The organism is Pseudomonas sp. LFM046, from assembly GCF_000949385.2.
Lineage (GTDB): Bacteria > Pseudomonadota > Gammaproteobacteria > Pseudomonadales > Pseudomonadaceae > Metapseudomonas.
Genome location: NZ_JYKO02000001.1, coordinates 4,615,480 through 4,640,765 on the forward strand (window position 1 = coordinate 4,615,480; position 25,286 = coordinate 4,640,765).

The 25,286-nt window shown below is 65.0% G+C and carries 21 protein-coding genes; 15 read left to right on the forward strand and 6 right to left on the reverse strand.

Annotated elements, in window-relative coordinates:
- Positions 1–156 precede the first annotated feature (156 nt).
- From map to TQ98_RS21245, 7 genes are all read left to right on the forward strand, one after another.
- Positions 157–939, forward strand: a complete 783-nt coding sequence (map, locus tag TQ98_RS21215) for a type I methionyl aminopeptidase (RefSeq protein ID WP_044873765.1) — start codon at positions 157–159, stop codon at positions 937–939.
- A gap of 28 nt (positions 940–967) precedes the next feature.
- Positions 968–3,670, forward strand: coding sequence for a [protein-PII] uridylyltransferase (locus TQ98_RS21220; protein WP_044873764.1), 2,703 nt, complete (start codon positions 968–970; stop codon positions 3,668–3,670).
- Between the two features lie 76 nt (positions 3,671–3,746).
- Positions 3,747–4,943, forward strand: coding sequence for a succinyldiaminopimelate transaminase (gene dapC, locus TQ98_RS21225; RefSeq protein ID WP_103103038.1), 1,197 nt, complete (start codon positions 3,747–3,749; stop codon positions 4,941–4,943).
- 20 nt (positions 4,944–4,963) lie between these two features.
- Positions 4,964–5,311 (forward strand): ArsC family reductase, encoded by a 348-nt coding sequence (locus tag TQ98_RS21230; RefSeq protein ID WP_044873761.1) that lies wholly within the window; start codon positions 4,964–4,966, stop codon positions 5,309–5,311.
- A gap of 71 nt (positions 5,312–5,382) precedes the next feature.
- The gene (gene dapD / locus TQ98_RS21235; protein ID WP_044873760.1) at positions 5,383–6,417 is read left to right on the forward strand and encodes a 2,3,4,5-tetrahydropyridine-2,6-dicarboxylate N-succinyltransferase; all 1,035 of its coding nucleotides are present in this window, start codon (positions 5,383–5,385) and stop codon (positions 6,415–6,417) included.
- Between the two features lie 76 nt (positions 6,418–6,493).
- On the forward strand, positions 6,494–7,699 hold the full coding sequence (locus tag TQ98_RS21240; RefSeq protein WP_044873759.1) for a cysteine desulfurase: 1,206 nt from the start codon (positions 6,494–6,496) through the stop codon (positions 7,697–7,699).
- Entirely contained in the window at positions 7,696–8,100 is a 405-nt protein-coding gene (locus TQ98_RS21245) for a SufE family protein (protein WP_044873758.1), read from the forward strand. The genes TQ98_RS21240 and TQ98_RS21245 overlap by 4 nt, the downstream gene beginning before the upstream one ends.
- 57 nt (positions 8,101–8,157) lie before the next feature.
- On the opposite strand, the gene tcdA is transcribed toward TQ98_RS21245, so the two are convergent.
- Positions 8,158–8,958 (reverse strand): tRNA cyclic N6-threonylcarbamoyladenosine(37) synthase TcdA, encoded by an 801-nt coding sequence (gene tcdA / locus TQ98_RS21250; protein WP_044873757.1) that lies wholly within the window; start codon positions 8,956–8,958, stop codon positions 8,158–8,160.
- 152 nt (positions 8,959–9,110) lie between these two features.
- On the opposite strand from tcdA, the gene TQ98_RS21255 reads away from it, so the two are divergent.
- The 5 genes from TQ98_RS21255 (at position 9,111) to TQ98_RS21275 (ending at position 15,557) form a co-directional block, all read left to right on the forward strand.
- On the forward strand, positions 9,111–10,262 hold the full coding sequence (locus TQ98_RS21255) for an iron-containing alcohol dehydrogenase (RefSeq protein WP_044873756.1): 1,152 nt from the start codon (positions 9,111–9,113) through the stop codon (positions 10,260–10,262).
- Between the two features lie 260 nt (positions 10,263–10,522).
- Positions 10,523–13,117, forward strand: a complete 2,595-nt coding sequence (locus TQ98_RS21260) for a glycosyltransferase (protein WP_044873755.1) — start codon at positions 10,523–10,525, stop codon at positions 13,115–13,117.
- A gap of 110 nt (positions 13,118–13,227) precedes the next feature.
- Complete coding sequence (dapE, locus tag TQ98_RS21265) at positions 13,228–14,370, forward strand: succinyl-diaminopimelate desuccinylase (protein WP_044873754.1); 1,143 nt, start codon at positions 13,228–13,230, stop codon at positions 14,368–14,370.
- On the forward strand, positions 14,367–15,173 hold the full coding sequence (locus TQ98_RS21270) for a putative RNA methyltransferase (RefSeq protein WP_044873753.1): 807 nt from the start codon (positions 14,367–14,369) through the stop codon (positions 15,171–15,173). The genes dapE and TQ98_RS21270 overlap by 4 nt, the downstream gene beginning before the upstream one ends.
- A 12-nt stretch (positions 15,174–15,185) precedes the next feature.
- Positions 15,186–15,557, forward strand: coding sequence for a hypothetical protein (locus TQ98_RS21275; RefSeq protein WP_044873752.1), 372 nt, complete (start codon positions 15,186–15,188; stop codon positions 15,555–15,557).
- A gap of 91 nt (positions 15,558–15,648) precedes the next feature.
- Here the strand turns inward: TQ98_RS21275 and TQ98_RS21280 are convergent, their stop codons facing one another.
- From TQ98_RS21280 to TQ98_RS21300, 5 genes are all read right to left on the reverse strand, one after another.
- Positions 15,649–15,858, reverse strand: coding sequence for a cold-shock protein (locus tag TQ98_RS21280; RefSeq protein WP_016494409.1), 210 nt, complete (start codon positions 15,856–15,858; stop codon positions 15,649–15,651).
- Between the two features lie 330 nt (positions 15,859–16,188).
- Positions 16,189–17,184 (reverse strand): DUF4340 domain-containing protein, encoded by a 996-nt coding sequence (locus TQ98_RS21285; RefSeq protein ID WP_044873751.1) that lies wholly within the window; start codon positions 17,182–17,184, stop codon positions 16,189–16,191.
- Between the two features lie 10 nt (positions 17,185–17,194).
- Complete coding sequence (locus TQ98_RS21290; RefSeq protein ID WP_044873750.1) at positions 17,195–19,030, reverse strand: Gldg family protein; 1,836 nt, start codon at positions 19,028–19,030, stop codon at positions 17,195–17,197.
- A 2-nt stretch (positions 19,031–19,032) separates the two neighbouring features.
- Positions 19,033–19,767: an ABC transporter permease subunit gene (locus TQ98_RS21295; RefSeq protein ID WP_044873749.1), complete on the reverse strand. Its 735-nt coding sequence runs from the start codon at positions 19,765–19,767 to the stop codon at positions 19,033–19,035.
- Positions 19,764–20,687, reverse strand: coding sequence for an ATP-binding cassette domain-containing protein (locus TQ98_RS21300; RefSeq protein WP_044873748.1), 924 nt, complete (start codon positions 20,685–20,687; stop codon positions 19,764–19,766). Before TQ98_RS21300 ends, TQ98_RS21295 begins: the two co-directional genes overlap by 4 nt.
- A 231-nt stretch (positions 20,688–20,918) precedes the next feature.
- Between TQ98_RS21300 and plsB the strand changes: the two genes are divergently transcribed.
- The 3 genes from plsB (at position 20,919) to TQ98_RS21315 (ending at position 25,157) form a co-directional block, all read left to right on the forward strand.
- Positions 20,919–23,417: a glycerol-3-phosphate 1-O-acyltransferase PlsB gene (gene plsB / locus TQ98_RS21305; RefSeq protein ID WP_103103039.1), complete on the forward strand. Its 2,499-nt coding sequence runs from the start codon at positions 20,919–20,921 to the stop codon at positions 23,415–23,417.
- Between the two features lie 166 nt (positions 23,418–23,583).
- On the forward strand, positions 23,584–23,850 hold the full coding sequence (locus TQ98_RS21310; protein WP_044873745.1) for a hypothetical protein: 267 nt from the start codon (positions 23,584–23,586) through the stop codon (positions 23,848–23,850).
- Positions 23,847–25,157, forward strand: coding sequence for a hypothetical protein (locus TQ98_RS21315; RefSeq protein ID WP_044873744.1), 1,311 nt, complete (start codon positions 23,847–23,849; stop codon positions 25,155–25,157). Before TQ98_RS21310 ends, TQ98_RS21315 begins: the two co-directional genes overlap by 4 nt.
- Positions 25,158–25,286 lie beyond the last annotated feature (129 nt).

Consider the following 25,286-nt stretch of genomic DNA (forward strand, 5'->3'; position numbering starts at 1 on the left):
CCATGCCCGTAAAGCGGCGCGTTTTATAGCACAAAAAGCAGGCTCAAGCTACTGCAACGATACGCCACAAACCAGCTCGCCTTCGCCTTGTGGCTTATGGCTTGCGGCTTGAAGCTGTTAATATCAATCCCTTTCCGCTTGCGCCAGAGACCTTTTATGACCGTCACCATCAAGACGCCCGCAGAAATCGAGAAAATGCGCGTTGCTGGCCGCCTGGCCGCCGAAGTGCTGGAGATGATCGGCGAGCATGTCAAACCCGGCGTGACCACCGAAGAACTGGACCGCATCTGCCATGACTACATCGTCAATGTGCAGCAGGCCATTCCCGCTCCGCTCAACTACAAGGGCTTCCCGAAGTCGATCTGCACCTCGGTCAACCACGTGGTGTGCCACGGCATTCCCAACGAGAAGCCGCTGAAGGATGGCGACATCCTCAATATCGACATCACCGTCATCAAGGACGGCTACCACGGCGACACCAGCAAGATGTTCCTGGTGGGCAAGGTGCCGGAATGGGCCGACAAGCTCTGCCGCGTAACCCAGGAGTGCATGTACAAGGGCATCCAGCTGGTCAAGCCGGGCGCTCGTCTGGGCGATATCGGCGAAGTGATCCAGAAGCATGCCGAGAAACTGGGCTACTCGGTGGTCCGCGAGTACTGCGGCCACGGCATCGGTGCCGTGTTCCACGAAGAACCGCAGGTCCTGCACTACGGCCGCGCCGGCACCGGCATGGAGCTCAAGGAAGGCATGACCTTCACCATCGAGCCGATGATCAACCAGGGCCGCCCGGAAACTCGCCTGCTGGGCGACGGTTGGACCGCCATTACCAAGGACCGCAAGCTTTCCGCCCAGTGGGAGCACACTGTCCTGGTGACGGCCGATGGCTACGAGATTCTCACCCTGCGCGGCGACGACACCCTGCCGCGCACCTCGTCCTGATCTGACACTCATATAAGGAAGGCCGCCCATGCCGCAGGTGGATCCCGAGTTGTTCGACCGCGGGCAGTTCCAGGCGGAACTGGCCTTGAAGTCCAGCCCTATCGCTGCCTTCAAGAAAGCCATTCGCCAGGCCCGCGAGGTGCTCGACAACCGGTTCGCCAGCGGCCGCGACATCCGTCGCCTGGTGGAAGACCGCGCCTGGTTCGTCGACCAGCTCCTGCGGGCGGCCTGGGAACGCTTCGACTGGAGCGAGGACGCCGATATCGCCCTGCTGGCGGTGGGCGGCTACGGGCGTGGCGAACTGCACCCGTACTCCGACATCGACCTGCTGATCCTGCTGGGCAGCGCCGATCACGAAGTTTTCCGTGAGCCCATCGAAGGCTTCCTCACCCTGCTCTGGGATATCGGCCTGGAAGTGGGCCAGAGCGTGCGCTCGGTAGCCGAGTGCGCCGAAGAGGCGCAGGCCGACCTGACTGTGGTCACCAACCTGATGGAAAGCCGCACCGTCTGCGGCCCCGAGCACCTGCGCCAGCACATGCTGCAAGTCACCAGCCCCGAGCAGATGTGGCCCAGCAAGCACTTCTTCCTCGCCAAGCGCGAGGAACAGCGCGGCCGTCACGCCAAGTACAACGACACCGAATACAACCTGGAGCCCAATGTGAAGGGCTCCCCCGGCGGCCTGCGGGATATCCAGACCATCCTTTGGGTCGCTCGCCGCCAGTTTGGCAGCCTCAACCTCCATGGCCTGGTACAGCAAGGCTTCCTGGTGGAAAGCGAGTGCAGCATGCTGGCCTCCAGCCAGGAATTCCTCTGGAAGGTGCGCTACGCCCTGCACATGCTGGCCGGCCGTGCCGAAGACCGCCTGCTGTTCGACCACCAACGCAAGATTGCCGCCCTCCTCGGCTTCGAGGATGGCGACGGCAAGCTCGGTATCGAGCGTTTCATGCAGAAGTACTACCGGGTGGTGATGGGGGTTTCCGAGCTCAGCGACCTGATCAACCAGCATTTCGAGGAAGTCATCCTGCGCGCCGGTGAAACCGGCCAGGCGAAGCCGCTGAACAGCCGCTTCCAGCTGCGCGACGGCTACATCGAGGTGACGCACCCCAACGTCTTCAAGCGCACCCCGTTCGCCATGCTGGAAATCTTCGTCCTGATGGCCCAGCACCCGGAGATCAAGGGCGTGCGCGCAGACACCATCCGCCTGCTGCGGGACAGCCGCCACCTGATCGACGACGACTTCCGCAAGGACATCCGCAACACCAGCCTGTTCATCGAGCTGTTCAAATCCAGCCAGGGCATCCACCGCAACCTGCGGCGGATGAACCGCTACGGCATCCTCGGCCTCTACCTGCCGGAGTTCGGCCAGATCATCGGCCAGATGCAGCACGACCTGTTCCACATCTATACGGTGGACGCCCACACCCTCAACCTGATCAAGCACCTGCGCAAGCTGAAGTGGCCGGAACTGTCGGAGAAATTCCCGCTGGCCAGCAAGCTCATCGACAAGCTGCCCAAGCCGGAGCTGATCTACCTCGCCGGCCTCTACCACGACATCGGCAAGGGCCGCGGCGGCGACCACTCCGAGCTCGGCGCAGTGGATGCCGAAGCGTTCTGCGCCCGTCACCAGTTGCCCGTGTGGGATTCGCGCCTGGTGGCCTGGCTGGTCCAGCACCACCTGGTGATGTCCACCACCGCCCAGCGCAAGGACCTCTCCGACCCGCAGGTGATCTACGACTTCGCGCGCCTGGTGGGTGACCAGACCCGCCTGGACTACCTCTATGTGCTCACCGTGGCCGACATCAACGCCACCAACCCGAGCCTGTGGAACTCCTGGCGCGCCAGCCTGCTGCGCCAGCTCTACACCGAGACCAAGCGCGCCCTGCGCCGGGGCCTGGAAAACCCGCTGGACCGCGAAGAACAGATTCGCCAGACCCAGTCCGCCGCCATCGACATCCTGGTGCGCAATGGCATTGACCAGGACGAGGCCGAGCAGCTCTGGTCGCAGCTGGGCGACGACTACTTCCTGCGCCACACCGCCAGCGACGTGGCCTGGCACGCCGAAGCCATCCTCCAGCATCCGGCCGGCAACGATCCGCTGGTGCTGATCAAGGAAACCGCCCAGCGCGAGTTCGAGGGCGCCACCCAGATCTTCATCTACGCCCCGGACCAGCACGACTTCTTCGCCGTGACCGTGGCCGCCATGTCGCAGCTGAACCTGAACATCCACGACGCACGGATCATCACCTCCACCAGCCAGTTCACCCTCGACACCTACATCGTGCTCGATGCGGACGGCGGCCGGATCGGTGAAAACCCCGCACGCATCCGCGAGATCCGCGAAGGCCTGATCGACGCCCTGAAGAATCCGGACGAGTACCCCGCCATCATCCAGCGCCGGGTACCGCGCCAGCTCAAGCACTTCGCCTTCCCGCCCCAGGTGACCATCTCCAACGACGCCCAGCGCCCGGTAACCATCCTGGAGCTGATCGCCCCCGACCGCCCCGGCCTGCTGGCGCGCATCGGCCGCATCTTCCTGGAGTTCGACCTGTCGTTGCAGAACGCCAAGATCGCCACCCTGGGCGAGCGCGTGGAAGACGTCTTCTTCGTCACCGACGCCAACAACCAGCCCCTCTCCGACCCCGAGCTCTGCCAGCGCCTGCAGGAGGCCATCGTCTCCCAGCTGTCCGAGGCCAACGGTCAGAGCCGGGACCCGGCACGGATAAGTATCTGAACCCGTAGGGTGCAATAAGGCCGCAGGCCGGATTGCACCGCACCACCCACGACCTCCCTGTTGACGCCCTACAGCCATGAATGAAGCTCTGAACCACCTGCAGCCCTACCCCTTCGAGAAGCTCCGCGCCCTGCTGGCCGGCGCCCAGCCGCCGGCGGAGAAGAAGGCGATCGCCCTGTCCATCGGCGAGCCCAAGCACCGCTCCCCGGCCTTCGTCGCCGAAGCCCTGGCGGCCAGCCTCGAACAACTGGCGGTCTATCCCACCACCTTGGGTATTCCCGCGCTGCGCGAAGCCATCGCCCAGTGGTGCGAGCGTCGCTTCAAGGTGCCCGCCGGCTGGCTCGACGCCGCCCGCCACGTGCTGCCGGTGAACGGCACCCGCGAGGCCCTGTTCGCCTTCACCCAGGCCGTGGTCAACCGTGCCGACAACGGCCTGGTGGTCAGCCCGAACCCCTTTTATCAAATCTACGAAGGCGCAGCCCTGCTGGCCGGCGCCGAGCCGCACTACCTGCCCTGCCTGGCGGAGAACGGTTTCAACCCGGACTTCGACGCCGTACCGGCCGACGTCTGGCAGCGTTGCCAGCTCCTCTTCCTCTGCTCCCCGGGCAACCCCACCGGCGCGCTGATTCCGGTGGAGCCCCTGAAGAAGCTGATCGCCCTGGCCGACGAGCACGACTTCGTGATCGCCGCCGACGAGTGCTACAGCGAGCTCTACTTTGACGAGCAGAATCCGCCGGCCGGCCTGCTCACCGCCTGCGCCGAGCTGGGTCGCTCGGATTTCAAGCGCTGCGTGGTCTTCCACAGCCTGTCCAAGCGCTCCAACCTGCCGGGCCTGCGCTCCGGCTTCGTCGCCGGCGACGCCAGCATCCTCAAATCCTTCCTGCTGTACCGCACCTACCACGGCTGTGCCATGCCGGTGCAGACCCAGTTGGCCAGCGTCGCCGCCTGGAACGACGAAGTGCACGTGCGCGCCAACCGCGCCCTGTACCGCGAGAAATTCGACGCCATGCTGGATATCCTTGGCCCGGTACTGGACGTGCAGCGCCCTGACGGCGGCTTCTACCTCTGGCCGAAGACCCCGGTGGACGACGAGACCTTCACCCGCGAGCTGTTCGCCCGCGAACACGTCACCGTGGTGCCCGGCTCCTACCTGTCCCGCTCCGTCGACGGTTTCAACCCCGGTGCCGGCCGCGTGCGCATGGCCCTGGTGGCCCCGCTGGCCGAATGCGTCGAAGCCGCTGAGCGCATCCGCGATTTCGTCAAAGGACTGTGAGTTTCAAAGGACAAGCGAACATGAGCATCACCCTTTACGGCATCAAGGCCTGCGACACCATGAAGAAGGCTCGCACCTGGCTCGAAGAGCAGGGCGTGGCGTACAGCTTCCATGACTACAAGGCCTCGGCCATCGACCGCGCCAGCCTTGAGAAATGGTGCGCCGAGCACGGTTGGGAAACCGTCCTGAACCGCGCCGGCACCACCTTCCGCAAGCTGGAAGATGCGCAGAAAGCCGACCTGGACCAGGACAAGGCCATCGCGCTGATGCTGGCCCAGCCCTCGATGATCAAGCGTCCGGTGCTGGACCTGGGTAGCCGCACCCTGGTCGGTTTCAAGCCGGATGCCTACGCCGCAGCGTTCAAATAACCGTGATCGACGACCAGGCGCCCGCATCGGCCGCGGCGCCTGACCAACACCCTTCAGCAAGAGGAATCCCCATGTCTAACGCTCTCTTCAGCATCGCCTTCGGCGTCGGTACCCAGAACCGCCAGGGCAACTGGCTGGAAGTCTTCTACGCCCTGCCGCTGCTCAAGCCCGCCGAGCAACTGGTGGCCGCCGTCGCCCCGGTGGTCGGCTACACCGCTGGCAACCAGGCCATCGCCATCAGCACTGCCCAGGCCGCCCAACTGGCCGTCGCCCTGAAAGACATCGACTCCGCCCAGGCCGCCCTGCTGACCCGCCTGGCCGAGAGCCACAAGCCGCTGGTCGTCACCCTGCTGGCCGAAGACGCCGCCCTGACCTCCACCCCCGAGGCCTACCTCAAGCTGCACCTGCTGTCCCACCGCCTGGCCAAGCCCCACGGCCTGAACCTGACCGGCATCTTCCCGCTGCTGCCGAACGTGGCCTGGACCAGCCAGGGCGCCATCGACCTGGCCGAGCTGCCCGAGCGCCAGCTGGAAGCCCGCCTGAAGGGCGAACTGCTGGAAGTCATCTCCGTGGACAAATTCCCGAAGATGACCGACTACGTGGTACCGGCCGGCGTGCGTATCGCCGATACCGCCCGCGTGCGCCTGGGCGCCTATGTGGGTGAAGGCACCACCGTGATGCACGAAGGCTTCATCAACTTCAACGGCGGCACCGAAGGCCCGGGCATGATCGAAGGCCGCGTTTCCGCTGGCGTCTTCGTCCGCAAGGGCTCCGACCTGGGCGGTGGCTGCTCCACCATGGGCACCCTGTCCGGTGGCGGCAACATCGTCATCTCCGTGGGCGAAGGCTGCCTGATCGGTGCCAACGCCGGCATCGGCATCCCGCTGGGCGACCGCAACATCGTTGAAGCCGGCCTGTACATCACCGCCGGCACCAAGGTGGCCCTGCTGGACGACCAGAACCAGCTGGTGAAAGTGGTCAAGGCCCGCGACCTGGCCGGTCAGCCGGACCTGCTGTTCCGCCGCAACTCGCAGAACGGCGCGGTCGAGTGCAAGACCAACAAGACCGCGATCGAGCTGAACGAAGCGCTCCACGCTCACAACTGAAACTAAGCTTGAAGCTGGAGGCCCGAAGCAGGTTGGCTTCCAGCTTCCCGTCCTGTCTCCAGCTTCCAAGCTTGCCATGTCCCTGAATTCTCCCTGGCGCTCCGACTTCCCTGCCCTCTCGGCCCTCTCCGCCGAGGGACAGACCTACCTGGACAGCGCCGCCACTTCACAGAAACCCCAGGTAGTTCTGGACGCTCTGATGGGCTACTACGCCAGCGGGGCGGCCAATGTGCACCGGGCCCAACACCTGCCCGGCGAGCGCGCCACCCGCGCTTTCGAAGGCACCCGCATCCGGGCGACCCACTGGCTGAATGCTGCCAGCCCGGCGGAAATCCTCTTCACCCGTGGCACCACCGAAGCGATCAACCTGCTGGCCTACGGCCTGGAGCACCTGTTCCAACCCGGTGACGAGATCGTCATCAGCGCCCTGGAACACCACGCCAACCTGCTGCCCTGGCAACAACTGGCCATCCGCAGGCAGCTCAAGCTGGTGGTACTGCCGCTGGACCGCAGCGGCCTGATCGACCTGGAACAGGCGCGGCAGCTCATTGGCGCCCGCACCCGCCTGCTGGCTGTCAGCCAATTGTCCAACGTGCTCGGCCGCTGGCAGCCACTGACCGAGTTGCTACCCCTTGCCCGGGCCCAGGGTGCGCTGACCGTGGTCGACGGTGCCCAGGGCGTGGTCCATGGCCGCCATGACGTGCAGGCCTTGGGCTGCGATTTCTATGCCTTCTCCAGCCACAAGCTCTACGGCCCGGACGGCATCGGCGTGCTGTACGGCCGCGGTGACGCCCTCGCACGCCTGAAGCACTGGCAATTCGGCGGAGAGATGGTCCATTCCGCCACCTACCAGAGCGCCGATTTCCACGGCGCCCCCCTGGGCTTCGAAGCCGGCACCCCGGCCATCGCCTCGGTGATCGGCCTGGGCGCCGCGCTGGACTACCTGGGCAGCCTGGACGCCGCTGCCATCGCCGGCCACGAGGCCGTCCTCCACACCAAGCTGTTGGCCGGGCTCGCCGCACGGGACGGCGTGCGCCTGCTGGGGGAACCCGAGCTGGCCCTTGCGAGCTTCAGTATCGAAGGTGTGCACAACGCCGATCTGGCCCACCTGCTCACCGAGCAGGGCATCGCCGTGCGCGCCGGCCATCACTGCGCCATGCCGTTGATGCAGACCCTGGGTGTGCAGGGTGCCATTCGTGTCTCCCTGGCCCTCTACAACAACGGCGACGATCTGGAGCGCTTCTTCAGCGCCCTGGACAAAACCCTGGAGCTGCTGCGATGAGCCTGCCCGACAAGGCCCGGGAAGCCTTGGATGCCTTCACCGCAGCAAGCAGCTGGGAGCAACGCGCGCGCCTGCTGATGCAGTGGGGGGAACGGCTGGAAGCCCTGAGCGACGCCGAACGCAACGACGCCAACCGGGTACACGGATGCGAAAGCCAGGTCTGGCTGGTGAGCGAATGCCAGGGCGAGCACTGGCACTTCCGCGCCGCCAGCGATGCCCGGTTGATCCGGGGCCTGCTGGCCGTGTTGCTGGCACGAGTCGACGGCCTGAATGGCGGGGAACTGGCCGCAATCGACCTGGCGGACTGGTTCAATCAGTTGGGTCTGGGCCGACAACTGTCGCCGTCACGCAGCAACGGCCTGAATGCCGTCCTCAAGAAAATGCGCGAGATGGCCGCGTAGGTTGGCGCCGAGGAACGAGGCCCAACGACACGATGTTGGGCTCCGCTCTGCCACAATCTACGGCTTGCGCTCCGATGGCCGACGCGCCCCCGCCACCAACTTGTCCACAGCCTTGGCTGCTGCTGCCATACCGAAGGTGGCGGTCACCATCATCACCGCACCAAAACCACCGGCGCAGTCCAGCTTCACGCCCTCGCCGACGAAGCTCTTCTGTTGGCACACGGAGCCGTCCGGTTTGGGATAACGCAGCTGCTCGGTGGAGAACACACAGGGCACGCTGTAGGTGCGCCCCGGGGTGCGGGAGAAGTTGTAGTCGCGGCGCAGCGTGGAGCGCACCTTGGCCGCCAGGGGGTCATTGAAGGTCTTGTTCAGGTCGGTGACCTGGATCTGCGTCGGGTCCACCTGGCCACCCGCACCACCGGTGGTGACGATCTGGATCTTGCGCCGCTTGCACCAGGCGATCAGCGCCGCCTTGGCCGCCACTCTGTCGATGCAGTCGATCACCGCATCCAGTTCAGGGGTGATGTAGTCGGCCATGGTTTCGCGAGTGACGAAGTCGGCCACGGCATGGACCACGCAAGCCGGATTGATGGCGCGAATGCGCTCGGCCATGACATCGACCTTGGCCTTGCCCACGGCACCCTCCAGGGCGTGCACCTGGCGGTTGGTATTGGTGATGCAGACATCGTCCAGGTCGAACAGCGAGATTTCCCCCACCCCGGAACGCGCCAGGGCCTCGGCCGCCCAGGAGCCCACGCCGCCAATGCCGACTACCGCCACATGGGCCGCCTGCAACCGGGCCAGGCCGTCCAGGCCGTAAAGCCGGGCGATGCCGCCGAAACGCTCGTCTGTACTCATGCCAATCACTCCCATCGCCAACCTTCGGGCGGGCGCGCATTATAGGAAGCGCCATCCCGTGGCCCAAGTCCATCACCGCTGAATGGCAGCCCATAGATTCGGGAACGGTCCGCCAGGGCTATAGTCGGCCGATAACAACAACGGAGCCGGTCATGCGCAATTTCACCTTCTACAACCCCACCCGCATCCATTTCGGCGAAGGCCAGATCGCCAAGCTGGCACGGGACGTACCTGAAGGCAGCCGGGTACTGGTGACCCATGGTGGCGGCAGCATCTTCCAGAATGGTGTCTGGCAGCAGGTGGAACAGGCCCTGGCCGGCCATCAGCTGACCCGCTTCGGCGGCATCGAGGCCAACCCGCAGTTCGACACCCTGGTCAAGGCCGCCCAGCTGGCCAAGGCCGAGCAGTGCGACTTCATCGTCGCAGTGGGTGGCGGCTCGGTGATCGACGGCAGCAAGTTCATCGCCGCGGCCGCCCGCTACGAAGGCGATCCACTGGACCTGCTCAGCGGCAAGCGCATCACCGCCGCCCTGCCGATGGGCTGCGTGCTGACCCTGGCCGCCACCGGCTCCGAGAGCAATCCCCATGGCGTGGTCACCCATGTCGCCCGCCAGGAAAAGCTGCCCTTCTCCAGCGCCCTGCTCTATCCGCGCTTTGCCATTCTCGACCCGTCCACCACCTTCAGCCTGCCGCAGCGGCAGATCGGCAATGGCGTGGTGGACGCCTTCGTCCACACCATCGAGCAATACCTGACCTATCCGGCCGACGCGCCGCTGCAGGATCGCTACGCCGAAGGCCTGCTGCTGACCCTGATCGAGGAAGGCCCGAAGGCGCTGGCAGACCCCGAGGACTACGCCGTGCGCGCCAACCTGATGTGGTGCGCCACCCAGGCCCTGAACGGCCTGCTGGGCTGCGGCGTGCCCCAGGACTGGTCGACCCACATGATCGGCCACGAACTGACCGCCCTCTACCATATCGACCACGCCCAGACCCTGGCGGTGGTGCTGCCGGCGCTGCTGGCCGAACGCCGCGAGGCCAAGCGTGAGAAGCTGCTGCAGTACGCGGCCCGCGTCTGGGGCCTGAAGGATGGCGACGAGGAAACGCGTATCGACGGCGCCATTCGCGCAACCCGCGACTTCTTCAAGCGCATGGGCGTGCCCACGCGCCTGTCCGAACATGGGCTGGACGCTGATGTCATCCCCCAGGTGCTGGCCCAGCTGGAACGCCACGGCATGACCGCCCTGGGCGAACGTCGCGACCTCGATCTGGAAGCCAGCGAACGCATCCTGCTGCGGGCGCTTTGAGTCTTCGCCCCGGCGCGATCCGGGGCGGCATTTCGCCACACAGACAGAACTTCTGCCTTCCTTGGCGAACAAACCCTCTGTCGGGGATGTCATCCGGCTTCCCCGGCTGGTCGCAATCTATACAGCTGTTGGGCGCCGGGGTAGGATTCGCGCCGACCAGCAAACCGCTGGCCCTACCCCAGGTTTTGTACGAATAATGATCAATCGCAGGTCATTCTCGTATGGAACCCAGTTCCACGATTCGGAACCCTTGGACTTCTATGCCATCGCGTAAATTTGGACTCAACCTGGTGATCTTCGTGGCGGTCGCCGCGTTGTTCACCGGCATCTGGGCGCTTTACAACCGCCCGGTCACCGCGCCGGACTGGCCGGAGCAGATTTCCGGTTACTCCTTCTCGCCCTTCCGCGCGGACCAGAACCCCCAGCAGAATCGCTACCCGAGCGACGAGCAGATCCGCCAGGACCTCGAACTGCTGAGCAAGCAGACCGACAACATCCGGACCTACTCGGTTGACGGCACCCTGGCCGACATTCCGCGCCTGGCCGAGGAATTCGGCCTGCGGGTGACCCTGGGTGTCTGGATCAGCCCGGACGAAGAGCGCAACGAGCGGGAGATCGCCAAGGCCATCGAGATCGCCAACGCGTCCCGCAGCGTAGTCCGCGTGGTGGTGGGCAACGAAGCCCTGTTCCGTCGCGAGATCAGTCGCAAGGACCTGATGGGCTACCTCGACCGCGTACGAGCCGCCGTGAAGGTTCCGGTGACCACCTCCGAGCAGTGGCACATCTGGCTGAAGTACCCCGAACTGGCCAAGCACGTCGACCTGGTAGCCGCCCACGTACTGCCCTACTGGGAATTCGTGCCGATGGAGGACTCCACCGAGTTCGTCCTGGAGCGCGCCAAGGACCTGAAGAAGGCCTTCCCGAAGAAGCCCCTGCTGCTCTCTGAAGTGGGCTGGCCGAGCAACGGCCGCATGCGCGGCGGTGCCGACGCCTCCCAGGCCGACCAGGCGATCTACCTGCGTACCCTGGTCAACGCCCTCAACGCCAAGGGCTACAACTACTTCGTGATCGAGGCCTTCGACCAGCCGTGGAAGGCCAGTGACGAAGGTTCGGTGGGTGCTTACTGGGGCGTCTACAACCTCGATCGCCAGCCCAAGTTCGCCTTCGAAGGCCCGGTGATCGCCATCCCGCAATGGCGCATGCTGGCCGTGGCCTCCGTGGTCATGGCCCTGCTGGCCCTGGCCATGATGCTGATCGACGGCAGTGCCCTGCGCCAGCGCGGCCGCACCTTCCTGACCTTCGTCGCCTTCGCCGGCGGCTCCGCGCTGGTCTGGATCGCCTACGACTACAGCCAGCAATACAGCACCTGGTTCAGCCTGACCGTGGGACTGCTGCTGGGTGTCGGCGCCCTGGGCGTGTTCATCGTGTTGCTGACCGAGGCCCACGAACTGGCCGAGGCGGTCTGGGTGCGCAAGCGCCGCCGCCCCTTCCTGCCGGTGCTGGCCGACGCTGCCTACCGCCCGAAGGTATCGGTACACGTGCCCTGCTACAACGAGCCGCCGGAGATGGTCAAACAGACCCTCGACGCCTTGGCCAACCTCGACTATCCGGACTACGAAGTCCTGATCATCGACAACAACACCAAGGACCCGGCCGTCTGGGAACCGGTGCGCGACTACTGCGAACAACTGGGCCCGCGCTTCAAGTTCTTCCACGTCGCCCCGCTGGAAGGCTTCAAGGGCGGCGCGCTGAACTACATCCTGCCGTACACCGCGCCGGATGCCGAAGTGGTGGCGGTGATCGACTCCGACTACTGCGTCGACCGCAACTGGCTGAAGCACATGGTGCCGCACTTCGCCGACCCGGAAATCGCGGTGGTGCAGTCGCCCCAGGATTACCGCGACGGCGACGAGAACGCCTTCAAGCGCCTCTGCTACGCCGAGTACAAGGGCTTCTTCCATATCGGCATGGTCACCCGTAACGACCGCAACGCCATCATTCAGCACGGCACCATGACCATGATCCGCCGTTCCGTGATGGACGAGCTGAAGTGGGCCGACTGGACCATCTGCGAAGACGCCGAGCTGGGCCTGCGCGTGTTCAAGAGCGGCTACGCCGCTGCCTACGCGCACCAGAGCTTCGGCCAGGGCCTGATGCCCGACACCTTCATCGACTACAAGAAGCAGCGCTTCCGCTGGGCCTATGGCGCCATCCAGATCATGAAGGGGCACGCCCGCAGCCTGTTCCTGGGCAAGGAGTCCAAGCTCAAGCGCGGCCAGCGTTACCACTTCATCGCCGGCTGGCTGCCTTGGGTCGCTGACGGCCTGAACATCTTCTTCACCATCGGTGCCCTGCTCTGGTCCGCGGCCATGATCATCGTGCCGCAGCGGGTCGACCCGCCGCTGCTGATCTTCGCCATCCCGCCGCTGGCGCTGTTCTTCTTCAAGGTGGGCAAGATCGTGTTCCTCTACCAACGCGCGGTAGGTGTGAACCTGAAGGACGCCTTCTGTGCGGCGGTGGCGGGGCTTGCACTCTCCCACACGATCGCCAAGGCGGTGCTCTACGGCTTCTTTACCAAGAGCATCCCGTTCTTCCGCACCCCGAAGATGCGCACCAACCATGGCCTGCTGATGGCCCTGGCCGAAGCCCGCGAAGAAGTCTTCGTCATGCTCCTGCTCTGGGGCGCGGCCATCGGCATCGCTGTCGTCCAGGGCCTGCCCAGCGCGGACGTGAAGTTCTGGGTGGCCATGCTGCTGGTCCAGTCGCTGCCTTACCTGGCGGCGCTGATCATGGCCATGCTCTCCTCCCTGCCCAAGGGCCAGGAAGCCGAGGAGAAGGAAGTCGCCACCGCCTGACGGTGGCAGCTTTCCCATGCAGTTCCAAACGGCGGCCATTGGCCGCCGTTCTGCTTTAAGATATCGGCCTTTTCATCCCGTCCGTTTCCGCGCTGCCCTCGGAGCCCTCAATGTCTGCCCTCTCCCCCACCCTCGAACTCGCCTGCGAGCTTATCCGTCGTCCCTCGGTCACACCGGTCGACGAAGGCTGCCAGGACCTGATGATGCGCCGGCTGGAAGCCGTGGGTTTCCGCATTGAGCGCATGCGCATCGAGGATGTAGAGAACTTCTGGGCCATCCGCGGCGGCCAAGGTCCGGTGCTCTGCTTCGCCGGCCACACCGACGTGGTCCCCACCGGGCCGGTGCAGGCCTGGCAGCACCAGCCCTTCGAGGCGCTGATCGACGAACAGGGCATGCTCTGCGGTCGTGGGGCGGCGGACATGAAGGGTAGCCTGGCGGCCATGGTGGTGGCGGTGGAGCGCTTCGTCGCCGAACACCCGAACCACAAGGGCGCCATCGCATTCCTCATCACCAGCGACGAAGAAGGCCCCGCCCATCACGGCACCAAGGCCGTCGTCGAGCGCCTGGCGGCCCGTGGCGAGCGTCTGGACTGGTGCATCGTCGGTGAACCCTCCAGCACTTCGCTGGTGGGCGATGTCGTGAAGAACGGCCGGCGCGGCTCCCTCGGCTGCAAGCTGACCGTGCGTGGCGTGCAGGGCCACGTCGCCTACCCGCACCTGGCGAAGAACCCCATCCACCTGGCCGCACCGGCCCTGGCCGAACTGGCTGCGGAGCACTGGGACAACGGCAACGCCTTCTTCCCGCCCACCAGCTTCCAGGTCTCCAACCTCAACTCCGGCACCGGCGCCACCAACGTGATCCCCGGTGAGCTCGTGGCCGTGTTCAACTTCCGCTTCTCCACTGAGTCCACGGTGGAAGGCCTGCAGCGCCGGGTCGAGGCCATCCTGGACAAGCACGGCCTGGATTACCACCTGGAGTGGGCCCTGTCCGGCCTGCCCTTCCTCACCCAGCCGGGCGAGCTGCTGGGCGCGGTTTCCGCCAGCATCAAGGCCATCACCGGCCGCGACACCACCCCGTCCACCAGCGGCGGCACTTCCGATGGCCGCTTCATCGCCACCATGGGCACCCAGGTGGTGGAGTTGGGTCCGGTGAACGCCACCATCCACCAGGTGAACGAGCGGGTGCTGGCCAGCGACCTCGATCTGCTGACCGACATCTACCAGCAGACCCTGGTCCGCCTGCTCGCCCAATGAAACTCATCTGCCCCCTCTGCCAGGCCCCGTTGAACGCCAGCGACAAGGGCGTCGCGTGCCCGGCCAACCACAGCTTCGATCGCGCCCGCCAGGGCTACTACAACCTGCTGCCGGTACAGCACAAGAAGAGCCGCGACCCGGGCGACAACGCCTCCATGGTGGAAGCCCGTCGACGCTTCCTCGACGGCGGCCACTATGCGCCACTCGCGAACCGCCTGGCGGCGCTCGCCGCCGAACGCGACCCGGAGCGCTGGCTGGATATCGGCTGCGGCGAGGGCTACTACACCAGCCAGTTGGCCATGGCCCTTCCGGCAACCGACGGCTACGCCCTGGACATCTCCCGCGAGGCGGTGAAACGCGCCTGCCGCCGAGCCGCTCAGCTGCACTGGCTGGTGGCGAGCATGGCCCGCGTGCCCCTGGAGGACGCCAGCTGCGATCTGCTGGCCAGCGTCTTCAGCCCACTGGACTGGCAGGAGGCCTTGCGCCTGCTGGCCCCCGGTGGCGGTCTGCTGCGCATGGGGCCGACCCGCACGCACCTGCTGGAGCTGCGCGAGAAGCTGTACGACGAGGTCCGCGACTACGACGACCAGAAGCACCTGGCGCAGATTCCGGCCGGCATGCGCCTGGCTCACAGCGAGACGCTGGAGTACCGGCTGCTACTGGATGACGCCGAAGCCCGCGCTGACCTGCTGGCGATGACACCCCACGGCTGGCGCGCCAACGCCGAGCGCCGCGCAGCAGTCATCGCTGCACCGTTCGAGGTCACGGTTTCCATTCGCTACGATTGGATCGAGAAAATCTAGGGAGTTCTCTCCATGCGCCAACCCGATATCGAGATCTACCTCAAGGACGCCGACCAGGAAGCCGTCACCGCCTGGCTCAATGTGGCGCTGGGGCCATGCAGCGCCTGGCAGCAGAAGGGCCAGACCTTCAAGTGCCTGGCCGGGGACATCCCCGTCACCTGGCTGCCCAAGGCCGTGGGCAAGTGGCACAGCCTCTACCTGGAAAGCGACGCCACGCCGTGGGAGGACGATCTGGGTTGCGCCCGCGCGGCCTTCGCGGCCCTCGGCGTGGAAATCCGCTGCGCGCCGGGTGGCTGGCAGGAAGCACAAGGAGAAGAGGACGCCGACCGCTGGGTCAAGGTGAACGCGGAAGGCGAACAGGAAATCATCTGGCGCACTGACTGAAGGAGCCAACGCTCTTCACGGCGAATCGCCTGGATGCAGGAATCGCAGAAAGCAAAAGGCCCGTCACTGACGGGCCTCTTGTTTTTGAGTCTTAGACTTTGGCGACGTCTTCCGCCTGCAGGCCTTTCTGACCCTGGATCACGGAAAACTCTACCTTCTGGCCTTCCAGCAGAGAGCGGTGCCCTTCGCCACGGATAGCGCGGTAGTGAACGAACACATCAGGGCCGCTTTCGCGCTGAATGAAACCATAGCCCTTGGCGTCATTGAACCACTTGACGGTTCCGACCTCACGATCAGCCATTACTACTCTCTCCAACTCGCAATTTTTTTGTTTGCCCCCCTTTAATCCAGGGGGTTCGACGGTGCGGTAAAGACGTTCTTCTTGTTATATCCAACCCCGGCCGAATCAAGCTTGGAGCGGGTATTCGAATGGCGTTCTTTTTCTGACCGCGACCGGAGTATACGACAAGAGTTCGCGCTGAAAAGCACTTTTTTATGACAGTGCAAAATGGCCGTACGACGCGGGCTGCACGCCCTTTTTTAATACTTTCGGGCTACAAAACGGGGCGCTGGAGGAGGCGAAAACTGCACCGCTTTCGGCCAAATTTCCGCCTCCCGACAATGACTTGCACTACTTCGCAGCAAGTACGTCTTCGAGCTTCTTGGCAAGGGCCTGATACTGGAACGGCTCCAATCTATAGGCCCAATCCAGCTTGCCCGGCACCTTCGCGTCGTCCAGTTTTTCCTTGCCCTTGAGCACCAGCCAGGGTTGTTCACCCTGCCCGTAGATCACCCCGCGCAATTCGCCGCCGTCAAAGGTGGAAAGGCTGAACTCCAGCATCGGCTTGCCCTTGAACTGCACCTGGGAAAGGGGCGCGTTGTCGGCGAACTCCAGCCCGGAAAACAGCGTCGCCATGCCATTGGCCGCCGCCTCATAGGCCAGGCGCCGCCCCTTGGGCAATTGCTTGAGCTTGAGGTTGGGCTCCTCGGCCGAATCGCGGTAGACGGTGAGAAGGCTGCCATTCGGATAGACCACCTCCACCTGCCGGACGCTGGCGAAGGGAATCTCCGCCACGCGGCGATCCAGCCAGTTCAGCTCGGTAGCAGGCAACGGGAGCGCCTGATCCACCAGCCAGACCTGGTTATCACCGTAGAGGCGGACCAACTGTCCCTTGCCCTGCTGGGCCGGCTTGCCCAGCAGCAGCTCCAGGGGCGCCTCGGTGCCACGTTCCAGCTTGATGCGGATCGCCTGTTCCTCGGCATTGCCCTTGTCAGCCAGACCGACACGAGCGTGCAACTCGGGATTGGTGGTCTTGGCTTCCACCTTGCGGGCCTCGGCCAGCGCCCGCAGCAGGGCCGCCACGGACTGGCCGGTGGCCGGGTAGTCGCCCTTGGCCGGCAGCACCCAGAGCTCGCCCCTGCGCTCCAGGCGCAGTTCGGGCTGCTCGGGGCGCCATACGTCGAGGGCGGTAACCGTAGCCAGCTTGCCCTGCAGGTCGGGCAGCAGCAGCTCACGGCTGACGCTGGTCGGCTGTGGCTGTGGCCGCGAACTGCCGTGCTGGATGAAGTAGGCCGCGCCGAGCCCAATGGCGAGCAGGGCGAGGATCAACAGGCCTTTGCGTCCCATGCTGTTCTCCTCAGGCCTGGCGTCGACGGCGCCAGAACCACAGCGCCAGCACGCCGATGGTCAGCACCAGTGGCACCAGGACGATATTGATGAATTTCAGGGTGCGGCCCAGGTCCTCGATCTTGGCGTTGAGCTGGAAACGCACGTCGCGCAGTTCCTTGCGGATGCGCACCTTTTCCTGGATGAACTGCTGCAACGCCGCTTGCTGTTCCGGGGTCAGCTCCAGGGCCTTGGCCGGGTCCTGGCTCTGCTGCAGGGAAGCCATCTTCTGCTCGGTTTCGGTGAGGCGCTGCTGGAGCTCCTGCTCCTGCTCGCGGAACTTCACCTCGGCGTCGCGCTGGAGCTTCTCCACCACCTCGAACGGACGGCTGAAGCGGCCACGGGAACGCACGCTGATCAGCGCATCGGAACCTGCCAGGTTGTCCAGGGCGTTGATGGCGAAGCCGGAGTTGTCCGCCCAGGGCTGCGGCACGCGCTGGCCGAAGAAGTCCTGCACCTGTACCCACATGCGATCGCTGAGCATGTCGGTGTCGGCCACGGCGATCACATTGATGTTCTCCGCCGACTTCAGACCGTCCTTGTGGCCTTCGATGCCGTTGGGGAAGGCGGACTTTGCCGGGCCGCTGACGCGCGCGGCCACGGTATAGCGCTCCCCGGTGGGTTTGAGCTCGCGGATCAGCTCCTCGGGGTCGGTCAGCATGCCGAAGCGCTGCACGTCGAAGGGCATGGCGTACTCGGAGCTTTGGATCAGCGGCGCGAAGTGCGTTTTGGCACCTTCCAGCGGCTTGAGGATGCCGGCGGTGGCCACGGTGATGTTCTCCAGGCCAGCGGTGCTGACGTCGCCCTGGTCCAGGCTGCGTTGCGGCAGATTGAGCCAGGCGGCGTGGCGTGCCGGCGACTTGCCTTCACCCATGCTCACCGACATGGCGTTGGCGCCGTCGCCCAGCACCTTGCCCGGCACCATCTGCAGGCCCCAGGCCTTGAACAGAGTGTCGAGGTCGGAGGACTTGTCAGCGCCCGGCTCGCCGGGCGTCTCCATGCCGCTGTCAGCCTCGCTCCAGGGATCGACGAAGGCCAGCAGCTTGCCACCGCGCAGGACGAACTGATCGATGGCGTACTGGGTCTGCTGCGGCAGGTTCTTCGGATGCACCAGCAACAGCACCGAGACCTTCTCGGGGATCTGGTCGATATCGCGCTTGAGGCTCTCGATCTGGAACAGCTGGCGGATTTCCTCCATGACCATCCAGGGCGGGCTCGGCTGGCGGCTCATCATGTCGAAACCGCCGTTGAGCTGCAGCCCGGTCAGCACGCCCACCACAGGACGCTCCGGCTTGGCCAGGCTCTGCACCAGCCGGCTGATCTCGTACTCGAGGAACTCCTCCTGGTCCAGCGGGAAGAACGGGATGATCTGGGTGTCATCGACGCTGTTGGTGCCGGCCAGGCCGAAGTAGATCTGGTCGCCGCCCTGCTGCAGCGGTACCGCCTGCAGGCCGAACTCGGCGGCCTTGTCCTCATCCTCCGAGAACGGCTCCGGGTCGATGATGTGCAGCTTGATCTTGCCACCAGCGGAACGCTCGTAGCCCTTGAGCATTTCTTCTACGCGGCGCGCGTAGTTGCGCAGCACCACCAGGTCCTTGGCGGTCTTGTCAGAGTAGAAGAAGTAGAGGTTGATGGGTTCGTCGATCTCGCCAAGGATCTTCTTCGTCCCGTCGGAGATGGTGTAGAGCTTCTGGTCGGTGAGGTCGACCCGCGCATTGGTCAGGGTCAGCCCGGCGAGCATGTTGAACGCCAGGAAGGCCAGGGCGATGAGCAGCAGCCCGGCGCTGGAATACATCAGTCTTTTCATATTCAGTCGGCCTTCTTCAGATCGACCACCACGGCGGTGGCGGCCAGCCAGGCGGCGATCAGGGAGACGAAGTAGAGCAGGTCACGCAGGTCGATCACGCCCTTGCTGATGGCATCGAAGCGAGTCAGGAAGCTCAGCGAGGCCACCGCGTCCAGCAGCCACTGGGGGGCCCAGGAACTGAAGGCGTCCAGCACCAGCGGGAAGCCGCTGACGATGAACAGGAAGCACACACTCACCGCCAGGATGAAGGCGATCACCTGGTTCTTCGCCAGCGCCGACATGCAGGAGCCGATGGCGAGGAAGCCGCCGGCCAGCAGCCAGCTGCCGATATAGCCGGTGATGATGGCGCCGTTGTCCGGGTCACCCAGGTAGTTGACCGTGATCACCATGGGGAAGGTCAGCAGTAGCGCTAGCCCGGCGAATGCCCAGGCCGCGAGGAACTTGCCGGTAACCGCCTCGAAACGGGTGATCGGCAGGGTCATCAGCAGCTCGATGGAACCGGACTTGCGCTCCTCGGCCCAGAGGCGCATGGCAATGGCCGGCACCAGGAACAGGTAGAGCCAGGGGTGGAAGTTGAAGAACGGCGCCAGGGTCGCCTGGCCGCTTTCGTAGAAGCCGCCCAGGTAGAACGTGAAGACACCTGACAGCACCAGGAAGATCACGATGAACACGTAGGCCAGCGGGGTGGCGAAATAACTGGCCAGCTCGCGTTTGAAAATCACCGGCAACTGCATCATGCCGCTTCTCCCCGGGTCAGTCGGCGGAATACTTCATCCAGTCGGCCACGCTCCACGTCCAGTTCCTTCACCTTCCAGCCGCGCTGGTGAATCAGTTGGTTCACCTGCGGGAAGATCACCTCACCCGGCTTGGCGAGGATGGTCACGCCGCCCTGGAGGGTGTTTTCCTCGATGCCCGCGACGCCCGGCAGTACCGCCAGCGCCACCAGATCAAGCGGCTCGTCGGCGACCAGGGTGACCGCCTGGTGATAGCGGGAGCGGTTTTCCAGCTCGAACGGCGTGCCATCGGCCACCACCTTGCCAGAGGCGATCACCAGGGCGCGGGTGCAGAGCGCGGTGACCTCTTCGAGGATATGCGTGGAGATGATCACGATCTTGTCGTGGGCCAGACTCTGGATCAGTTGGCGCACCTGATGTTTCTGGTTCGGATCGAGGCCGTCAGTCGGTTCGTCGAGAATCAGCACCCGCGGATCGTGGAGGATCGCCTGCGCCAGGCCGACGCGGCGCTTGAAGCCCTTCGACAGGGTTTCGATGGACTGGCCAAGCACGTTCTGCAGCTCCACCTGCTCCACCGCGCGGGTCACCCGCTCCTTCTTCGCGGCGCCACGGAAGCCACGGACCTCGGCGATGAACTCGAGGAAACCGCGCACCGTCATGTCGCCGTAGCAGGGCGCGCCTTCCGGCAGATAGCCGATCTCGCGCTGGGCCTTGAGGGTTTGGGTCTGGATATCGAAGCCGAAGATGCTGGCCGTGCCGGAGGTCGGTGCGAGAAAGCCGGTGAGCATCTTCATGGTGGTGGACTTGCCCGCGCCATTGGGGCCAAGGAACCCCAGCACCTCCCCGGGTGCGACGCTGAAGGACAGATTGTCCACGGCGGTGTGCTGCGCAAAGCGCTTGGTCAGACTGGTTATCTCGATCATGGCCTCTAATCCCGAAGGGAGCAGCCCCTGGCCATGCTGGCCACCGGGGCCCTGCAAAAAAGCTGGGGGACTATAAGGAGTCCTCCGTAAGCATTGCAAGACGGGCATTTGTGCGGAAGTTTGCAGGAATAGTCGGACGAAAATGACAGCCTGGGCCTTTTTGCGACCCGGCAGCGAATGGGGCAAACTAGCCGCCCCGAGCAATCGCTCGTTTCACAGCCTCGCCGCACCATGACCCGCTCCCCCTTCCGCCGACTCGCCTTCGGCATCCTGCGCCGCCTGCTATTCCTCTGGGTGCGCTCGGAAACCATCAACCAGTCCGCCTTCACCCTGAAGCTCGACCGCAGCAAGCCGGTGCTCTATGTGCTGCAGCAGCCTTCAGCCAGCGACCTGGCAGTGGTGGACAGGGAATGCACCAAGGCCGGATTGCCACGCCCGGTGCTGCCGGTGGCGGTCGGGGACCTGATCGAGCCGACGGCCTTCTTCTACCTGACGCCCGAGCCCGGTTGGCTGGGCGGCCAGGACAAGCGTGGCGCCTCCCCCACCCTGGTGCGAGTGCTGGGCGCCATCCAGCAGCACGCCGTGGAAGACGCACAGATCATTCCGGTCACGGTGTTCTGGGGCCAGTCGCCGGACCGCGAGACCAGCCCCTGGAAGCTGCTGTTCGCCGACAGCTGGGCGGTGACCGGGCGCCTGCGCAAGCTGGTCAGCATCCTCATCCTCGGCCGCAAGACCCGCGTGCAGTTCTCCGCCCCCATCCACCTGCGCGAGCTGGTGGCGCAGGACAAAGGACCGGAGCGCACCCTGCGCATGGTCAATCGCATCCTGCGGGTGCACTTCCGTAACCAGAAGGCCGCGGTCATCGGCCCCGACCTGTCCCACCGCCGCAACCTGGTGAAAGGCCTGGTACGCGGACCGCTGGTGCGCCAGGCGATTGCCGAGGAAGCCGAGCGCGAGAAGATCAGCCTGGCCTCCGCCGAGGCCCAGGCGCTGAAATATGGCAACGAGATCGCCTCCGACTTCGCCTACACCGCCATTCGCTTCCTCGAAGTGGTGCTGTCCTGGTTCTGGAACAAGCTCTACGAGGGCATCAAGGTCAACCATATCGAGGGCGTGCAGGAAATCGCCCATGGCCACGAGGTGATCTACGTCCCCTGCCACCGCAGCCATATCGACTACCTGCTGCTGTCCTACCTGCTGTTCCGCAACGGCCTGACCCCGCCGCACATCGCCGCCGGTATCAACCTCAACATGCCCGTGATCGGCGGCCTGCTGCGCCGTGGCGGCGCCTTCTTCATGCGCCGCACCTTCAAAGGCAACCCGCTCTACACGGCGGTGTTCAACGAGTACCTGCACACCCTGTTCAGCCGTGGTTTCCCGGTGGAGTACTTCGTCGAGGGCGGCCGCTCTCGCACCGGCCGCATGCTGCATCCGAAGACCGGCATGCTCGCCATCACCCTGCGCAGCTTCCTGCGCTCCTCGCGCCTGCCCATCGTCTTCGTGCCGGTGTACATCGGCTACGAGCGCGTGCTGGAAGGCCGTACCTACCTCGGTGAGCTGCGCGGCGCGAGCAAGAAGAAGGAATCCATCTTCGACCTGTTCAAGGTCATCGGTGCCCTTAAGCTGCGCTTCGGCTCGGTGGCGGTGAACTTCGGCGAACCCATCAAGCTGGCCGAGTTCCTCGACCAGCAGCAGCCGGACTGGCGCGCCCAGGAATTGGGGCCGCAGTTCCGTCCGGCCTGGCTCAACGACACCACTAACCAACTGGCCGTGCGCATCGCCCGTCACCTCAACGACGCTGCGGCGATCAACCCGGTCAACCTGGTGGCCCTGGCACTGCTTTCCACCAGCCGCCTGGCCCTGGACGAACGCGCCCTGACTCGTGTGCTCGACCTCTACCTGGCCCTGTTGCGCGCCGTGCCCTACTCGCCTCACGCCACCCTGCCGGAAAGCGACGGCCAGGCGCTGACCCAGTACGTGCAAAGCATGGGCCTGCTGGCCGAGCAGAAGGACGCCCTGGGCAAGATCCTCTATCTGGACGAGCAGAACGCCGTCCTCATGACCTATTACCGCAACAACGTGCTCCACGTGTTCGCGCTACCAGCGCTGCTCGCCTGCTTCTTCCAGAGCAGCTCGCGCATGAGCCGTGAGCAGATCCTGCGCTACACCCGCGCCCTCTACCCCTATCTGCAAGCCGAGTTGTTCATTCGCTGGGATGCCAGCGAACTGGAAGGGGTGGTGGACCAGTGGCTGGCGGCCTTCGTCGAACAGGGCCTGCTCAAGGTGGAAGGCGACGTCTACGTGCGTCCGGCTCCCAGCTCGCGGCAGTTCGTCTTGCTGACGCTGCTGGCCCGCGCCATCGTGCAGACCCTGCAGCGCTTCTACATGGCCATCGCCCTGCTGCTGAATGCCGGGCAGAACCAGTTGAGCGCCGAGGAACTGGAGGACCTCTGCACCGTCATGGCCCAGCGCCTGTCGATCCTCCACGGCCTGAACGCCCCGGAATTTTTCGACAAGACCCTGTTCCGCCACTTCATTCAGACGATGCTGGACCAGCGCGTGCTGCGCCGGGACGACGCCGGCAAGCTGAGCTACCACGAACTGCTCGGCGAACTGGCCGAAGGCGCAGCCAAGCGCGTGCTGCCGGCGGAGATTCGCCTGTCTATCCGCCAGGTGGCCTTCGACCGCCAGGCAGAGTCCGAACCGACAGCCCCGGTGGAAGCCGACTGAGCCTCGCACCAGGCCCCGACGGGCCTGGCCTTCCCTTTCAGGACAGTTCTCACAGCACAACCGGACAGTTGCCGACAGGCTTGCTCCGGGCCGCTCCGTACCATTCGGCGCTGCACTGCTCTCGGTCACCCGAACGCATCTCCGCCCTGAACACGGAAGCCCACCCATGCTGCTGAGAACCATCACCGTCGAGAACGAAGCCCGGGAAGCGGTAAACGCCGCCATCCTGTGCAGCTTCGCCATCCCCCAGATCGACCGCAACATCCTCGTCTACACCCTCAACGAAGAGGGGCGCCAGGGCACCTCCAGGGTGTACGTCGCCAGCGCCGTTCCCCAGGAAAATGGCTACCGGCTGGAAAAGCTGGGCTCCCGACAGGAATGGCAATACGCGGTGCAGGTGCTGAAGCAGATCACCAAGGGGGACGACCAGTGAGCGGATCGGAAGAACTGAAGTTCCACTTCGTTGACCTTCGAGGCGACATCTCCGGCCCGGACGAAAACCCCGCCTCAGCAACTGACCACCACAGCCTGTCGATCAACAGGACCTCGGTGCACAAGCTGATCGCCACCCGCGAGAGCAGCAATACCGGCGAGCCGCTGCCCGCCACTACGCCATCGCCGCGAGAGGAGTCCGTCGCCAAGGAACGTATCTCCAGCCTGGCCGACGCGAAGCCCGCTCCGACGGCGCCCGTCGAGGGGGTCGTGGCACCCGCGGTTGCAGAGCTGGCCCGCGAGCAGGAGGGGGCCCTGGACACACAGCCACAGGCCATCAGGCTGCCGACCGAACCGGCTGAAGCCTCGCCCGAGGCCGCGGTCCGGGCGGAGCCCTGGCAAGGTTCGCGTGCCTCGATCAATGGCCTGGTCCTGGGCGCAGATTTCAGCCTGCCGTCTCCCGTACACGAAGACACCGAGGCGCCCGACGTCGCTCCCCATGTTCCGGAAGCTCCCGCCGAAGCAACAGCGGACCGACCGGACGACGCCGCTGCGGTGAACAAAGCCGAGGTACCGCTGGAGCCACAGGACATGCTCGACCTGAACGCCGAGATCAAGGCGGAAATGCAACCTGCCACCCAGGACGACGAACCCGAGCCGACATTCGAAGCGGCCGTCGAAGAGCGCCCGCAAGAGCAGCCGCTGCACGCCCCACAGCCAACCCTCACGCCATCCCTCGGCAGCGATACCGACAATGTCCTCAGCGACGTGCAGAGCACCCTCAACTCCCTGGCGGACATGGCCAAGGGGCTGACCCAGCAGAAGCAGGATGCGGCGCGGCAGCAGGAAAGCCTGGAGCAGCGCAAGGCGCAGCTCCACGAGCGGGAGCGTCAGTTGGCGGATAAGGAAGAGCAATTGCGGTTGCTGGAGACCCGCCTGGCGCAGGAAGTCGCCACCCTGGAGCTCAATGCCCAGGACAACGCACGCGCCCTGGCCGAACGCAGCGCCGCCCTCAAGGCCCTGGCGGAAAACGTCGAGGCGCGTGATCGCGCTACAGCCAAGATGGCGGACAACCTGCGTCTGGAGAAACAGCGCTACGACGAATTGGCCGAGGCGTTGCATCGCCGTCTGGATGCCCTGGACGAGCGCGAGGCTGCGCTGAACAGGAGGGACGACGAACTGGCCGAAAACCTCAAGCAACTGGTCGGCGCCAAGGACAGGTTCCGCAATCTGGTGCGAACCTTCAACGAAACGGTGCAGTTCAACAACGCCCTCAATGCCATTTCCGGCAAGGCACTGGAAGACTGACTCGCCAGCGCATCCATGTATCGCCCCCGAGCCGGGGGCGATGTCGTTTCAAGGGATCGATCAGCCAGCATGGCCTGGCGCACTGCGTCTTCTATAGTGGGTCCTGCCTGCTTCTCCCCTTTCCAGAGG